At 44.4% G+C, this 16,561-nt stretch carries 14 protein-coding genes; 2 read left to right on the forward strand and 12 right to left on the reverse strand.

The genetic code is table 11. The annotated features are described in order from the left end of the window. Window positions 1-4 precede the first annotated feature (4 nt). The 4 genes from HC026_RS02555 to HC026_RS02570 form a co-directional block, all read right to left on the reverse strand. Window positions 5-778, reverse strand: a complete 774-nt coding sequence (locus HC026_RS02555; RefSeq protein ID WP_240890963.1) for a ribonuclease HII — start codon at window positions 776-778, stop codon at window positions 5-7. Further along, the gene (gene ylqF, locus HC026_RS02560; protein WP_168924415.1) at window positions 771-1,625 is read right to left on the reverse strand and encodes a ribosome biogenesis GTPase YlqF; all 855 of its coding nucleotides are present in this window, start codon (window positions 1,623-1,625) and stop codon (window positions 771-773) included. Before ylqF ends, HC026_RS02555 begins: the two co-directional genes overlap by 8 nt. A gap of 219 nt (window positions 1,626-1,844) precedes the next feature. Then, entirely contained in the window at window positions 1,845-4,484 is a 2,640-nt protein-coding gene (locus HC026_RS02565; protein ID WP_232843585.1) for an ABC transporter permease, read from the reverse strand. 86 nt (window positions 4,485-4,570) lie between these two features. Then, complete coding sequence (locus HC026_RS02570) at window positions 4,571-5,275, reverse strand: ABC transporter ATP-binding protein (RefSeq protein WP_168924417.1); 705 nt, start codon at window positions 5,273-5,275, stop codon at window positions 4,571-4,573. Between the two features lie 130 nt (window positions 5,276-5,405). Between HC026_RS02570 and HC026_RS02575 the strand changes: the two genes are divergently transcribed. Further along, window positions 5,406-6,014 carry a TetR/AcrR family transcriptional regulator gene (locus HC026_RS02575; RefSeq protein WP_168924418.1) on the forward strand — a complete coding sequence of 203 codons (609 nt, stop codon included), beginning with the start codon at window positions 5,406-5,408 and terminating at the stop codon, window positions 6,012-6,014. Window positions 6,015-6,116: 102 nt separating this feature from the next. Here HC026_RS02575 and HC026_RS02580 read toward each other — a convergent pair whose 3' ends face one another. From HC026_RS02580 to HC026_RS02605, 6 genes are all read right to left on the reverse strand, one after another. After that, window positions 6,117-10,928, reverse strand: coding sequence for an MBG domain-containing protein (locus HC026_RS02580; protein ID WP_332871171.1), 4,812 nt, complete (start codon window positions 10,926-10,928; stop codon window positions 6,117-6,119). 286 nt (window positions 10,929-11,214) lie between these two features. Further along, entirely contained in the window at window positions 11,215-11,424 is a 210-nt protein-coding gene (locus HC026_RS02585) for a hypothetical protein (RefSeq protein WP_168924420.1), read from the reverse strand. 86 nt (window positions 11,425-11,510) lie between these two features. After that, window positions 11,511-11,729: a YozE family protein gene (locus HC026_RS02590; RefSeq protein ID WP_168924421.1), complete on the reverse strand. Its 219-nt coding sequence runs from the start codon at window positions 11,727-11,729 to the stop codon at window positions 11,511-11,513. A gap of 14 nt (window positions 11,730-11,743) precedes the next feature. Beyond that, window positions 11,744-12,370: a YpmS family protein gene (locus tag HC026_RS02595; RefSeq protein ID WP_211089380.1), complete on the reverse strand. Its 627-nt coding sequence runs from the start codon at window positions 12,368-12,370 to the stop codon at window positions 11,744-11,746. Window positions 12,371-12,392: 22 nt separating this feature from the next. Beyond that, window positions 12,393-13,304, reverse strand: coding sequence for a GDSL-type esterase/lipase family protein (locus tag HC026_RS02600; RefSeq protein WP_168924422.1), 912 nt, complete (start codon window positions 13,302-13,304; stop codon window positions 12,393-12,395). A gap of 120 nt (window positions 13,305-13,424) precedes the next feature. Continuing rightward, the gene (locus tag HC026_RS02605) at window positions 13,425-14,270 is read right to left on the reverse strand and encodes a DegV family protein (protein ID WP_168924423.1); all 846 of its coding nucleotides are present in this window, start codon (window positions 14,268-14,270) and stop codon (window positions 13,425-13,427) included. 206 nt (window positions 14,271-14,476) lie between these two features. Here HC026_RS02605 and trhA point away from each other — a divergent pair, with 206 nt between their 5' ends. After that, window positions 14,477-15,142, forward strand: coding sequence for a PAQR family membrane homeostasis protein TrhA (gene trhA, locus HC026_RS02610; protein WP_168924424.1), 666 nt, complete (start codon window positions 14,477-14,479; stop codon window positions 15,140-15,142). Between the two features lie 55 nt (window positions 15,143-15,197). On the opposite strand, the gene HC026_RS02615 is transcribed toward trhA, so the two are convergent. Together HC026_RS02615 and HC026_RS02620 are read right to left on the reverse strand one after the other, a co-directional pair. Further along, window positions 15,198-15,845 carry a CBS and ACT domain-containing protein gene (locus HC026_RS02615; protein ID WP_168924425.1) on the reverse strand — a complete coding sequence of 216 codons (648 nt, stop codon included), beginning with the start codon at window positions 15,843-15,845 and terminating at the stop codon, window positions 15,198-15,200. Window positions 15,846-15,848: 3 nt separating this feature from the next. After that, complete coding sequence (locus HC026_RS02620) at window positions 15,849-16,559, reverse strand: ABC transporter ATP-binding protein (protein ID WP_168924426.1); 711 nt, start codon at window positions 16,557-16,559, stop codon at window positions 15,849-15,851. Window positions 16,560-16,561 lie beyond the last annotated feature (2 nt).

The raw sequence follows: 16,561 nt of genomic DNA on the forward strand, positions 1-16,561 counted from the left end.
TAACTTAATTAAAATAGTTTGAAACTGGTGCAAAAGTGCGCCGATGGATCTTTGATGGTCCTAAATCGGCTAGTCCCTGCAAGTGGGCTTTAGTTCCATAACCAGCGTTGTGAGCAAATTCATAACCAGAATACAAAACGTCATAGCTTTGCATGAGATGATCACGAAAAACTTTTGCGACGATGCTGGCAGCCCCAATAGAAACACTTTTGGCATCGCCATGAATTAATTTTAATTGGGGAATGTCAGTATCAATTTGCATGGCATCGATGAGTAATTGGTCAGGCTGTGGCTGTAAGTGATTGACCGCAGCTAACATGGCTACACGAGTGGCTTGATAGATATTCAACTGATCAATTTGCTGGGCTGAAGCCGTACCGATTCCCACTGCGATTGCTTGATTCAAGATTTGCGGATAGAGTTCCTCTCGCAGGTGATCCGACAGTTGTTTGGAATCATTGACTTCAATCACATCAAAATCGTCAGGTAAAATGATTGCACAACTGACTACCGGACCTGCTAACGGACCACGACCCACTTCATCGATGCCAGCAATCAGTTGATGCCCCTGCTGACGAAATTGGCGTTCATAAAAAAAACGCTGCTCGAAAGCACGCTTTTCCTCTACTAGCTTGGTGATTCGATGCTGAGCCGAAACCATCAGTTTTTGAACGCCAGAACGTGGATCATCTGCATATTGGGCAAAAAGCGGATCATGGGAATCGGTCACTTGCTCAAATAACGGCGTCAGATCACGAATGGAGACTGTTTTAGCCACGAACCTCACCGTCCGTTCGGTTTAACGTGTAGCGACCTAATTTGCTTTTACGGATATCTAGAATAAGGCGGTCCGAAGCCCGTTCATAATCATCTTTCATCCCAAACTGTTTGGTTAATTTGAGCAGCAAATCAACGTCAGAAAGGTCGAAATCATTTTCCGTTAACTTATAGCGTTCTTGTAATGCTTTGGGATAATACTGCCGGAAAAACTTCAACGCGTAAAGGGCCACATCGTCGCTGGCAAAACGTTGATCCTTAATTGCACCAGTTAATGCCAATGCCTGACCGGTTTCCTCATCATCAAACTTAGGCCATAAAATCCCAGGAGTGTCCAATAATTGCAGCTTAGAAGACGAACGGAGCCACTGTTGTCCCTTGGTCACACCAGGACGGTCGCCAACTTGAGCGGCCCGTTTATTGACCAAACGGTTTAACAATGTGGATTTACCAACGTTTGGAATGCCAACCGTAATCGCACGAATTGGCCGTTCTTTCAACCCCTTTTGCTGCTCGTTATCGAGTTTGTCTGCCAGAATTGACTGTGAAATACGTGTAACAGTTTTAGTTGTAATGTTAGCCTTAGAATCCACCGCGATTGCTGGTAAACCTTGCCTCTTAAATTGCTTGATCCAATTTGCAGTCTGTTCTGGATCCGCCAAGTCACTTTTCGTCATAATGACCAAGTGCGGCTTATCCTTAATGATCCGTTCAATTTCGGGATTGCGGGATGATTGGGGAATCCGGGCGTCCACTAGTTCGAACACGATATCCACCACGTGTAAATTTTCTTCCAACTGGCGGATGGCCTTCGCCATGTGGCCAGGAAACCATTGAATAGTTGCCATATATTTTGATTGCTCCCTTTTTATTTAAAAATTAATCTGACTTTTGATGCAGTCACGAATAATATCGTGTCATTCTTTTGTAAAATGACATCCTTATTTGGTTGATAGAAGAGTATCTGTCCTTGTATTTTACCATCTTTAGCCAATCTAAAACAGCTACACTCAGACAAAAAGCAATCTTCCTTTCTGAAGATTGCTTTTGTAAATTTAGAAAAATACCTAATCTACTGACTTTAATGCTTCAAGCATATCCACGCTTTGAATCTTGCGGTTCATCGTATACATGACCATTAACGAGAAAATAATGGTCAACCCGACCGAGATTACGACATTGATCCATGAGAGACCCGGTGCAACCATCGCTGTCGCTGGTGGCAATAGATCCATAATATAGGCGTGGAACAAGTAGCCGGCGCCAATGCCAACCAAGATTCCAGCACCAGTTAAGATGTTAGTCTCGCGATAAATGTACATGAGCACCTCTCGCGGATAAAAGCCCAGCACCTTCAAAGTGGATAGTTCCCGCATACGCTCGGAAACGTTGATATTCGTCAGTGTGTAAAGAACAACCAGTGAGAGCAGCGACGCACTGACCACCAGTACAAGGATCAGGTTGTTCAAATTGCCCAAAATATTGGTGATGGTCTTCTTGGTCTCTCTTGATTGCACAGTCTCCACTGCCGCTTCCTGACGATTGAAATGGGAAGCAAAGGCATTCACCGACTTACTGGTGCTGTGCTTCAAGGTAACCAGGTAAGCATTAGGCGTCGCTGCCTTACCGTAAACCTTCTGATAGTATGCCCGGTTCATGTAAACGTAGTGGCCGGCATACATCGTGGTAATTGCCGCTACCCGAGCCTTGTGTGCCGTTCCATCAGTATCTTTAAGGTTGATAGTATCGCCGACGCTTGCACCCTGCAGCTTAGCCAGTTTCTGGGAAACCACTGCCCCACTGTCGGTCAACGAAAGTTTCTTGCTAGACTTATAATCACGGAGCTTGATGTACTGATCAAGCTGATTACGAGACTTAGGCACCATCAGTGCAATGTTTTCTCGCGTGTCAGAACCGTTGGTCGTTGCGTAGACATTCGCAAAATATGCTGCAGTGGTGCGCTTGACCTGGTTTGAATTCTTCACTGCCCCTTGTGCTTTACGAACTGCAGTGGTGCTAGCATTAGGGTTATACACAGTCACAAGATCATACTGGCTAATGTCGCCAAACTGCCGGGCAACAATGGTGTTCAACGAGTCGCGAATTCCAAATCCGGTAATCATCAATGCTGTGGCACCAGCGACCCCGATGATTGTCATAAACATACGACCCTTATAACGGAACAAGTTTCGGGCAGTCACTTTATAGGAAAAACTCATTTTCCGCCACAACGGTTTAATTCGTTCCAACAGGATCCGCGACCCATTTACCGGTGGCTTCGGTAGCATTAACTCAGCTGGAATGATCTTCAAAGAAGATCGAGCCGCCAACCACGATGCCAGTACCGTCGATGCTAATGCCAATATTAAGCCAACCACCACGTAGCCAATGTGTGGCGCTAATAGTAGAACCTTGAAGTTGAAGTTGGCTGTATACGCCCGAAAAATGATGCGAGGCAAGACAACTAATCCCAGTGCACTCCCAAGGACCGTCCCCGTTACAGCGGTAGTAATACTATAAACTAGAAACTCGCGCATAACCTCACCCTTAGTGTAACCGAGTGCCCGCATCGTTCCCATCTCAATCCGCTTTTCATCGACCATACGCTGCATTGTCGTAAAGCTGACCATGATTGCAATCAGGAAGAAGAATGCTGGAAATGAGCGGCCTAACACGTCAATCCGTTGTGCATCTTCGCCATAGTTATTGTAGCCGTCATTATAATTGTTTCGGCTCTCAACAGTAAAGGTAATATCGCTAAGCTGATTGCGCGTCGCCTTGGCTTTCGCGAGATCAGACTTCGCAGTATCCAAAGACTCTCGCTTAAAATTCAGGGCGCTTGACTGCTTTTTAAGCATCTGTAGCTTATTTTCTACTTGAGCAATGGCGGTCGCGTTGTTCGCCGACTTGGCCGCTGCCAGCTGCGTCGTGAGCTGCTGTTGCGCTGTGGTTAATTGCGTGCTAGCAGTCTTGATTGCCGCTTTACTATTTTGAATCTGGCTTTCCCCAGAACTTATCTTGTCATTCAGCTCCGTGCGTAGTTCAGCCACGCGTGTCTTGTTGCGTGCATTTAGCTTCTTCTGGAGCTTATCAGTTAACGTCTTGGCATGGTGCTCGTAGCTGGTTGAGTACGCCTGTCCATTAGGATGAGTAAAGGCCAGCCGGGCAACGTTCGGCTGGCTACTGGAAAACGCTGACTTGGTGACATAGCCGAAACCATAAAGCGTCCCGCTGCCGAGGCTAGTGGAACCGAGGCTATCCTTCTTCAGAAATTCGGTCGAGGTCGCAAACCCAACGATCTTGTAAGCCTGCCTCTTTAAGCCGGTAGTACTTCCAGTCTTTCCAGAAGCAAAAGTGACCTGCTGCCCAAGTTTATACTTTCCAGATAGCTTATCATTCAAGACGACTTCATTTGTGGCATGAGCTTTGCGCCCTTTCGTGATTGTGAGCTTTGATAGCTTATTCGGGTTACTCTGAATTCTCATCGCATGTTGGCTGTCCTTAATCACAACATCAGTTGTATGACCGAACTCCGCAGTCTTGATTCCAGACAACTGCCTCACCGTTTCACGGTCTTTAGCATTAAGTGAAACAGTCGACGTCACTTTCACATCAGCAAGCCTCTCAGCATTATAAGTCTTCTGCGCGGTACGGCGCATGTTTGGTCCGGTAACATTTAGTCCAATCAAAACAAACACGCCAAGCATCAAAAGAGCAGACACCGAAATGAACGCGCAATCGATAGCTTAAACTCACGAGCAATATTTTTATTTAACATCTTCATCGCCATCACCTACCATTCAATCTCGGCTACAGGAGTCGGCTTCTTATTACGTTTGTCTGCCTTAACTTGACCATCAGCAATTTCAATCACATGATCCGCCATTGGTCGAATCATCAAATTATGCGTCACAATGATCACATTTTTGCCGGTCTCGCGAACAAAGTCCTGAAACAGTTGCAGGATTTTCTTACCGGTTTTGTAATCAAGAGCACCAGTGGGTTCGTCAGCCAGCAACAGATCTGGGTTCTTCGCCATAGCGCGCGCAATGGCGACACGTTGCTGTTCACCACCAGAAAGCTGAGCCGGAAAATTCTCAATACGATCCTTCAGTCCCACCTGCGTCAACGCCTGAACGGCATCGATTGCATCTGGCGCTATCTCTGCCGCCAGTTCAACGTTTTCAACAGTCGTGAGGTTCTGAACCAGGTTGTAAAACTGAAAAACAAACCCGACTTGTTTACGGCGGTATGTGTTGAGACCGCGCTTATCTAACTCGCCCAGTTCTACACCGTTAACGTTCACTGAGCCTGAAGTCAGATGATCCATGCCACCAAGCACGTTAAGCAGGGTCGATTTACCAGCTCCCGATGCACCTAAGATAATCGTTAGCTCGCCAGGTTCGATCTCAAAGCTGATGTTCTTGTTCGCGGTCACCGCATGACTTCCAGTGCCGTATCTCTTGGTCTCATTTTTGACAGAAATAAAATTCGTCATTGCATGTCTCCTCCAATTAGTAAATAATGAACACTGTGTTTATCAAACTACGGGACTATTAAACCATTTCATCCATCATTTTCTATGGTCAAAAATTAAAAAAGTGTTCATCAAATATCTGGAGGCACTCATGACAACTCATAAACAACGGAACGCACAAACTGAGTCGGCCATCGTTGACGCCTTGGTTAAAATCGGTCACGATAAACCGCTGAGCCAAATTACGGTCACTGATCTCATCAAAACAACCGGAATCAGCCGCGGCACCTTTTACCTGCACTATCTCGACAAAGAAGACCTGATTGAACAACTTAAGAATCAATTCATGTCCAAGTTTAAAAAAACTCTCGCAAATGAAATGGGAAATACCATGAATCTGCAGGAACTTGCCAACGGCGACCCCTACCCAGTCTTGATTGACGTGCTCTCCCCAGTCGCCAAAAATAGATCGTTGCTTGCCTTCTTATTTGGCGCCAATGGTGACGCACCATTCTACAGAACAATCGTCAACGAGCTGCAAATCGCGATTTTGCACAAATTACGAACTATTAAGGGAACCGTCACCTTTTGCCGAGAAGTTCCCCAGACGTATGCCATCAACCTCGTCACGAATACGATTGTGAGCACCATCATGGTCTGGCTGACAGACAATGACAAGCTAACTAGTAATGAACTGGCTCATGTCATCATGCGAGAACTCTATCTTTCGCCTTACCAAATACTGGAAATTGATTCATAGTTGAATGATTCGTGGAAGGAACCTAATACTCACAAACAGCAAAAAGCCTAGCTTGGCAAAGCGCCAATGCTAGACTTTTAGTCTGTTATTCACTGTGGAAAATTAGTTCTTTTTTCGACGATCAGCTAAGCCAAACAGTCCGAGTAGTGAAACCAACATGCCAAGCAGACCACCCAGTTTAACGGTGTCATTTTGAGCATCATTTGTTTGAGGTAAAACAGCTTGTGAATTGCCTTTTGCGTTGGTATTCATACTTCGAGTGGCACCATGCTGCATGGTAACCACTGCGGTCCCTCTCTGTTGATCAGCTTGACCACTTTGAGCAGATGATTGATGACCTGAAGTCTTGTCACCTTGAACATCACTACTCTCGTCGCCTTGACCATGAGTGTTTGACCCGTTATCAGGCGCAACATTGTTGACGGTATCATTATTGCTATCATCGGTAACCGTTCCGGTTGGGTTGTCAGTGGTTGAACCGCCACCAGTAGGATTCGAATCAGAACCACCATTACCGCCGTTATTGTTGCCGCCATTTCCACCGCCGCCAGTAGGCGAGTCTGCAGCGTAGACATAGGTTACAACAACGTCGCCATCTCCAACTGTACCGGTTGGATCACCTTCAGTCTTCACCAAATGATACCCAGGGATGATCTTAGCACTGGTTGTGTAACTATCATTAACGTTGAGCTGGTCTTGAACCGTTGAATCAGCGATTGGATTGCCATTTTGATCAACGTAGTTCGTTGTGACTGTGTAATTGTCGTTTACGATGTTTACCGTGCCTGGGATAACTTTAATATCGTAGTTAGGATTGTCACCCAAGTTTGCGTTGATCGCATATGAGCCAATTGCAACACCATCGCCGCTCAGAACTGACTCAAAGTTAATGGCAACTCCAAGTGCTGGCTTGCCAACAATTTCAGGGGTAATCTGGCTCGCATCAAATGACTGACCGGTGTACTTCTGATTAATTGTCGGTTCAATAATCGTGATCGGTGCTGGCGAGATGGTGAGGAAGCCCTCGGTCACACCAGTAATTTGATAGTTGGGATTAGCCGCTTGAAGATCGGCAAGGCCTTTTGCACTCAATTTAACCGCATATTGGCCGACGTTTTGACTCGTAATCCCAGACAAATCGAAGTCAGCAGCTGTCCATGCTGAGGCCGTCAAGCCGGATCCCGGAACGTCGGCGAAAATAACGTCATACGTCTTAGGATCAGTCGTCGCATCACCATCATAGAACTTGTTAACGTTTTGAATCGTTATATCTGAGGATGAAATCTGTCGCTGAAGGATGTTTAATGATCCCGTCTGGAACACTGCAGCACTTAAATCGTAGTTCGGATTAGCCGCTTTTAATGCTGCAATTCCTTGCTCACTCAATTTAACGGGATATGAACCAACATCTTGACTAGTAATGCCAGATAAGTCGAAATCTTCAGCGGTCCAAGTCGGTGCGGTTAATCCTGCCGGCAAAGTGACTGTATAAGTCGTTGGATCGGTAGAGGCATCACCATCATAAGTTTTCGTCTTACCGGCAAGCGTAATCGGTCCGGCTGGTTGGGCTGGCGTAATAGTCAATTTACCGGAGACCACCTTAATATCATAGTTAGGATTATCTGCCGTATTAGCAGTCACAGCAATGGTGTAAGTTCCAGCGTTAATATCATCTGACAAATCCGATAAAGTATAGTTTACTGCCGCACCATTGGCCGGTTTGCCAGTCATCGTGACGTCTTCCACACCAGTGTATCCTAAGCCATCGTAAGTTTTTGCTTGGTCATTTGCCTTAATGGTCACTTCAGCCTGATTAATGGTAAATGTGCCAGCCGTGACATTGTCCGAAGTAAACGTGTAATTGGGATTAACAGCCTCAATTGCTGCGATACCAGCCGCACTCAACGTAACCGTATAGTTGCCAACGTTTGGACTGTTAATACCGGATAAGTCGAAATCATCAGCGGTCCAAGTTGGCGCCGTTAAATCATCCCCAAGCGTAACTGTATACTTCGATGTATCGCTTGAAGTTGTGCCATCATACGTCTTACTGCTATCGCCCACAGTAATGCTGCCAGTATAGGCAGCTGGCGTAATCGTAAACGTGCCAGATTTAACCGAAGTGGCATCAAACAAGTAATCGGGATTTGCAGCAGCCAATTTTGATAAACCGGTGGCATTCAAACTGACTGGGTAAATCCCAGCCTCAGCACTATCAATCCCAGATAAGTCAAAATCAGAATTATCCCAGGTTGGATTGATTAATCCATTGATACCAGTCAACTTAAATTGAGTGGCATCCACGACGGTTGTGCCATCATAAACTTTTGAGCCGGCCTGATTCTGAACACCATCATTGAATGAGAGCGAATTGGCGTTCACGACCTGTTGATACTTAACCGTATAGGTATTACCCTTCGCGGAATACGTCCCATCAGCGTTGGCCTGACTGGCTTTAAACGTAGTCGTCACTTTTGGAAATGTGTTAATTGCATTCACGCTGTCCTGCTCAAGTTGATAGGTAATACCATTGTGAACAATGGTTGCGGGTACTAAGTCAGCCGTTGCGTAAGAACTATCTGGGGTCCCAGTGGTTGTCACAGGTGTGGCAATCGAATTGCCGTTTGGATCAACAAAATTGTACGTATCGGTGACAGTGGCTTTGACAATATCATAGTGCCAAATAAATCCAGGATAACTTGAATTTAATACCACTGCATCATCAATGCCTAACGCGGTTGCAACTTGGGGAATATTCTGATAACCAAAACCATAGCCAGCTATCGTATATGCCCCTTGAGTATCTGAATAATTATCTGTCAAGTACATGACCGCACTGTCTTTGGCCCCGATATAGGGTCCAATCCAACCAGAGGTCACGCTGGAATTTGGATCAGGGACAATTGAAACTGTTGCGGCTGAACTAGCATCAGTAAACGGTGCAGGTAGCGTGACAGAATCAAAATGAATCTTGAACTTCTGCCGCCCTTCATAACCCCCTGCGATGGGTGTAACGGTTAGTCCTGAAGCATTGATGTTGTTTGTGGAAATCCAGTTGTTAATATCCTGAGTAACTGTGCTTTGAGGATCAGTTGAAACAACGGCATTCCCACTTTCATCAACGTCCCCAGCAACAAATCCTGCAGGAATCACCAAAAATTCAGTTAGGTTGGTAATGGTCTGCAGACCTCCGTTAAACCGAACAATCGGAATTGATAACGGCAAGGACGATCCTTGTGCAATAATATAATTATTGTAGTTGGTTGTTTGACTCGGATTACCATCAGCGTTCAGCCCAACGTGAGGTACCCCTGAGGTTTGAGTACTAATGTCAACATAGTAATTTGCTTGATAAAGCGAAGCATTGGAGGTTGAATCGGAAACATTGATTGTCCCCTTGACCATGTTACTATCATTCAAGTTTAGGGTTGGGTTACTGGAATTTAACTGATTAATTTCGGCAGAGGTCAGATTAACTGCATATGAGCCAGCAGTTGCTGTGTTAACCTGCGAAGTATCAAAGTTAGCAATTGGAACCGTGTACACAACACTCCCATCTTCAGTGTTAGTATAGAACACCGTCCAGTCACTAGGAACGGTGGCATTAGTTCCATTTGCGACAGTCACGTATAACGATTGTGGCAAACTTTGGTTAACTTTAATGGTTGTCCCACCTACTGCCAGTGCAACGTTATTTTGTATGACATACGAACCTGGAGCGACACTGTTTGCTTTAATATCAAAATTCTTGTTGAGGTCCTGTAACTTTTGCAGCCCCTGAGCAGACAACGTAATCGCATAATTGCCAACGTTTTGGCTGGTAATAGCTGCATCGATGTCACCGGAATCAACGGAAACGGTATATTGTCCTGCGACGATTGCACCTGTTGCGTCGGTTACCGGTGTCCAGTCCGTGGAACCCGTCAAATAACTTGGGAGCGTCACCGTATATGATGTCGGATTGGTTGTGGCGTCATTATCCTGCACTTTACTGCCACCAGACACGGTAATAGCATTAGCTGGAATTGGGGCTTTAGTAATGGTGATGTGGCCAGCAGTCACATCATTCGCCGTTAAATTGGCATTCTTGTTAATACTATTCAACTTTGCCAACCCAGCAGCGGATAACGTCACTGAATAAGTCCCAGCGTCTTGTTGAACATCACTAGTGTCGAAATCACCAGAAGACAGTAAGACTGTATATTGACCAGCATTAGTTTGTGCGTACCAACCCGTGGGAGCGGTAAGGCCATCGCCTAACGCAACGTCAAGTGATGTTGGTGTCGCGGTGCTATCGTCATAATACTTGGTTGTATCACCAATCACGACTTTAGTGGCCAAGATTGCTGGTAAACTTTTTACTTGAGGCGTCTTTAAAGCAGTATTAACAGCTGTTTTTGTCTGATTGGTGTTGCTCATTTCACCAGTGGCAGTGTTAGAATTAGCTAATTTATCTGAGTTGGATGTCGCATCAACCTTAGCTTCAGCTTCAGAACTTGAATCCACAGTGTTACTTTTATCACTAGTCGAATCCTGAGTGGTATTTTGATCTGATGAAGCTAAAGCCTTAGCGGAATCATCCTTGACTGGTGAAAAATCCGAGCTAGTAGTATTTAATTGATCTGTTGTCGAATCTGATTCTTGAGCATCAGCGGTGTTCGAAGTTACAGCGCTTGATGTCTCTGAGGTATCTTGACTCGAAGCATCATTAGTTGTCGCGTTGACGATACTAAGCGTCTTTGACTGATTGTTAGTTGCCCCTGCTACATCACTGTTAGCAGCGGTAGAATCCTCTGTCGTAGTTGCTTGAGCAGAAGTTGCGGTACCACCAAGCACCATTAAAGTGAAGGCAGTGGCTGTCACCCAAAATTTACCTGACTTATAAAGCTTATAATGTAAACCTGATTTACCAATAGTATGATAATTATTTCTCGATACTTTTCAATAGTCTTTTTGCATGCCGTACCCCTCCAAATATCCGTATGACGCCAATAAAAATCATTGAACTGCTTACGAAATCAAGTATAACCCCGATTAAACGTATTTAAAATAATTTTAAGTGAGATATTCGTTATTTCTCATGAAAGCCTTTTCAATAATTAATAATTCAATAGTTTCTTGTTGTTCTCAAGTAAATTGAAATCAAAAAAAGCAAGCATTCATTAAGCGAATGCTTGCTTTTGGAATAAATGAATGAAAATTAATGGATGAACTTATATTTAATAACCAACTTTGGCCGTTTCGGCACGTTCATTTTACTGGTATATAGTCGCAGGTAGCTGGTCGCTTCACTGTCGCCATAATCGGACCGCTTGATTAACTCATCAAGAGCAACCTTTTTCAGCATCGCCCACGCCCAGCCACGACCAAATAAGTGTTGATAAAGTTCTTTGTTTGTTTCATTATCCATTGCTTATACGTGCGCCTCTGTTCTCATCACCTGTAGCAAGTATGATTTCTGACTACAAGCTAAATAGTAACGATGTAAATCTGAAATTAATCCTGCTCCAAATACATTTGCCAAGCCTGATCAAAAACCGTCATGGACGGTAAATAGCTGGCATTTTCCTCCAAATATTTGGATAGGACATCAAATTGGGTCTCCTGTTTTGGGAAGGCCTGATCATAAAACGCGTTATTGGCGAACTCAGCAACCGGTTCATAATCTTCTGGATTACGCTGGGTCATTAAAAATTGATAAAAACTCTGTCTCACGGATGATCACTCCTCTATGATTTCGGCTTGGGGATCAACACTTTAAACTCGAACTGACCGGCGCCATTCATGTCGATTTTTTCAGCACGATACTGCACGCCATTAGTTCTAAATCGCTGTAAGTTCATGGTAATCGTTTTTTGGTGGACGTTGAGTTCAACCCACTTCGGTAAATTATACTGCGCTTTAATATAACTTAAAACCGCACTGACGGGAACATTTAATTGTCCGACAGCTAACTTTTTGGCTTTTAACTGAACATTGCCATTCGTTAATACTTTCGGCGTCAACGACAAGCCAAAGTTCACTGGCAGTCCTAGCAACTGCGTTTGCCCCGTTAGCACAGCATCATCGTGAACTTCAAACTGATAGTTAACCTTTTGTTTAGACTGGTTCTGATACTGATTCAAATAATAGGCAGCCATTGCGTTAAGCTGCTTTTTGTTCAACCTGACGTTAAAGTCCGCTGCTGAAACCGGCGTGCTAGTTTGCGTCACATTAGTTTTCGAACCCGAGAAAAGTTTAATCCCCACGGTCCCTGCACCAACCAATAGGATTGCCACTAAGGCAATAAACGCCCACTTCCACGGGTTAATGCTCTTTTTGGCTGTCCCTTTTTGTTGCCGACTTTCTGTGTTCAAAACATCACCTCAAAATCTATCTTTATCGTTTCGGCCAGTTAACGCTGCTTTGAATGGCTTGACCGAGTTTGGATGCCATCACATGATAACCCTTTTTATTGGGGTGAAAATGATCTTCGGTGGACAAGTAAGCGTTCTTTTCCTTACTATCTTGTGTTTGCAGTAAGGTTTGGACCTTACCGGGATCCACAAAGTCCTGATTATTTTGCTGATTTTCTTCTTTAAGTTTAGCCTGCGCATTTGCGGATTGATATTGACCGTGAGAAAGCGCGCGATTCACGTTCACAAAATGCGTCTTCGGTTGGCTTGCTGCAACTTGCTGATTAACCTGATTCCACTGATTGACCGCAGTGCTGATCATTGTGGCATTGGTAAAGTACACGTATACCGGGTTGTAGATGCCAAATAAATAAATCTGAGCACGGGGATTAACCTCGTGAACATCAGCGATCAACTGAGTTAATTTCTGTTGGTACTTAGTTTTGAGCGGTGTCATTTTCTGGGTCATCTGCGCGTTACTATTTACCGTAATGTTTTTCTCTAAGGATTGCAACAAATCATTACCGCCAGCCGTAATCGCGATGACGTTGGCACGGCGCAAAGCACGCCGCAATTTTTGGTTTGTTTGCACTCTACGGTCAATCTGATCACTGCGTTCGCCACCGATACCAAAATTAGCGGTTTTAGGCTTCACGTCATAATCTTGGCTTAACTGCTGCTTCAATATCGGCAAATAGCCCTGATGATCATCATCGTAACCAATGCCTTGAGTCAGTGAATCGCCAACCCCGACTACCCGAACCGTCTTCATTACAAGTGGTTTATTCTGTTGAGTATTCTTAGGATCCTGCTGATATTGGTACCAAAACCAGCCACCACCAATAATAACGATCAAAATCAATATTGCTGAAACCCATTTTAATAAGCGATGCATATCAAAACCCCTTTAATTCGGTAACAAATAATAAATGAGATGGTCATTGGCCATCTCATTTATTTTATACAGCTTAATCCTACTATGGTAATAAATTTTGATTAAATTTTTTTGTTTGAGTTAGTCATCAAAATAGTAGACTAACGCAAAGGCACCTGGACCACCATGCGTCGCGATGATTGGCACCGTTTCCCGGACTAAGATGTCAATGTTTGGGAACATTGGCTGAAGGTGCTTTAAAATTTCGTCCACCATGCCTTCAGCGTGAACGTGTGAAATCCCAATAGCCTTAATATTCGGTGTATTCTTCATCTGTTCGTAAACCTTATCATAAAACTTCTCAATGGTCTTCATGCCACGACCCTTTGTCCGGATATTCAACTGACCGTCACCAACCTGCAAAACAATCTTGATGTTAAGCAATGAACTGATGGCACCAGTCATACGGTTGATCCGGCCACCCTTGACCAGATTGTTCAGCGTCATAACACCCATGAAAAGTCGGGTATTAGACTGAACCTTTTTAGTAGCAGCCACGATTTCATCAGCAGAGGCACCCTTTTCGGCCAATTTGGCAGCTTCAATACACTGAAAAGCCAACGCCCGGTCGGTGGTCCCGCTATCGACAACGGTAACGTCAGATTTGGAAATTTTAGCGGCTTGTTCAGCCGTGTGGACAGTACCACTAATTGCTTCCAGCATATTCAGACACACGATCTGGCTGCCATCAGCACCCAGTTCATCAAAAACTTTAATAAAATCACCCAGTGGTGGCTGACTCGTCTTTGGGAACGTTTTAGAATGTTCCATCTTATCAATAAATTCTTCGTTAGTAATGGTGTGGCGCTCAACATAAACCACATCATCGATCATAACCGTTAAAGGTACGATAGTAATATGATATTTTTCAACTTCTTCATCTGTTAATCCAGCAGATGAATCCGTGACGATTTTAACAGTTGCCATGATTGATTATAACCACGCTTTCTTCCCCATTGTAGGTGTTTTCATGCTACAATTAATTTCAGCGCATGAAAACGATTCGATAATAGTATAGCAGAAGCACCACAGTGTAACAAGGCGTTAAAGCGCTTGCTTACAGCATATTTTGGAGAATGTTTTCGAACCATTCATGCTGGTTCATTTAAAATTTTCGTCAAGGAGGATTTTCCATGATTCAATCCAAACACCTCAATTCCAAGCCGAAAGAGTCACGAAAATATCAAATAGTTAATGAAGTTCTTAACTCAGTCACCCATGGTATCGGCGTTGGCCTGAGCATCGCCGGTTTGGTCTTACTGATCATTCGTGGTGTTCACAAGGGTGGCGCGATGAGGATCACGGCTTATACCATCTATGGTTCACTTCTGGTGATTTTTTACCTAGCATCAACCCTTTTTCATAGCCTATATTTCACCCGTGCCAGCCATTTGTTTCAAATCTTCGATCACTGCGCCATTTACTTACTGATTGCGGGAACGTATACCCCCTATTGTCTGGTAGTCATTAAGGGGGCCTTGGGCTGGGTCATCTTCGGCGTCATCTGGGCAATGGCGATTTTGGGCGTCATCTACAAATGCCTTTGGCTGGGTAAATTTCAAAAACTGTCCACGTTAATCTACGTCATCATGGGCTGGTTTTGCGTTTTAGGATTCAAGCAACTGTTTTATGGCCTCGGCGTTCGCGGCTTCACCCTGTTAGTCTTAGGTGGCGTTGCCTTTACCGTTGGCGCTCTGATTTATAGCTTCAAGGGGATTAAATTTGGCCACGTCATTTGGCACTTGTTTGTTCTACTAGGTACCATCCTCATGTATTTCTCAATCCTGCTATACGCTTAATAAATACCAAACGGCGATAAATCCTCAACCGAGAATTTATCGCCGTTTTATTATGTTAATTTACTTTCTGACTAGTTACTAACCGAACCGAATAACCAGCCGCTTCTAACGCTTGTTTGACAGCGGTGCTATCTGTTTTGTCCACGTGCATTTCAATCATGATTGGCCCCAGATTTCGAGTCACAATCAGCGTTTGGATGTTAAAGCCATTATCCGCCATGATCTTACCAATGTCATAAATGACACCGGTGCGATTGTGTTCAATCATGACCTGAACAACCGTCGCGTCAACAAAATAATCCGTGATATCCAAGAAACCATCAAGAATGTCATTCGTGGTAATAATGCCGACAACTTGCTGCCCGTCCATGACTGGTAAAACGCCAATGTCGTGGTGGCGCATCGTGGAAATGGCATCTTCTAGCTGAGCATCTTTCGAAATCGTTTTAACCTCTTTTTCCATGATGTCGCTGACCGTCATCTTATTAAAGAGGTAATTCACCTCATAGATTGAAAGGCTCGTCGCTTTGGATGGTGACGCCTCTCTAATGGTTCCTTCCGTCACTAAACCAACTAACCGGCTACCGTCAATAACTGGTAAGCGATGAATTTGATTATCCTTCATGACGTTAATTGCCACGTTAATTTTGGTATCTGGTGACACAGTGATCACTTTATCCGTCATATAATCCGCAACACTCATTATCTAACCCCCTAGGTATGCTTTTTGCACGTCTTTGTTAGCCAGTAATTCCTGACCAGTTCCCGTCATTTTGACCTGACCACTAGCCAGAACATAACCGCGATCGGCAATCGAAAGGGCTTTTTTGGCGTTTTGTTCGATCAACAGGACAGTTGTCCCTTGTTCTTTGATTGTTTTGACAATATCAAATATTTCGTTAATAAAAATGGGTGCCAGTCCCATGGAAGGCTCGTCTAACAGTAACAGCTTAGGCTTCGACATGAGCGCTCGTCCCATAGCCAGCATTTGCTGTTCACCACCGGAAAGTGTGGCGGCATCCTGATTAATCCGTTCTTTGAGTACGGGAAATCGTGAATACACCGTTTCAAAACTGCTCTCAATCTCGGAGCGGTTATTTTGCAGAAAAGCACCCATTTGTAAGTTTTCTCGAACCGACATTCCTGGAAAAATATGGCGTCCTTCGGGTACCTGAGAGATACCGGCAGCCACGATTTTGGGGGCTTTTTGTTTCTGAATTTCGTTACCCTCATAGGTAATGGCACCAGCAACGGGCTTAAGCAACCCCGAAATCGTCTTTAAAATTGTTGTTTTTCCAGCACCGTTAGCGCCAATCAAGGAAACAATTTCGCCCTCGTGTATGTTGAAACTAACACCTTTCACTGCATTGATCACACCATAGTTGACGGCGAGATCTTTCACTTCAAGCATGACCATGC

This window comes from Secundilactobacillus angelensis (assembly GCF_012641075.1).
Classification (GTDB): Bacteria; Bacillota; Bacilli; order Lactobacillales; family Lactobacillaceae; genus Secundilactobacillus; species Secundilactobacillus angelensis.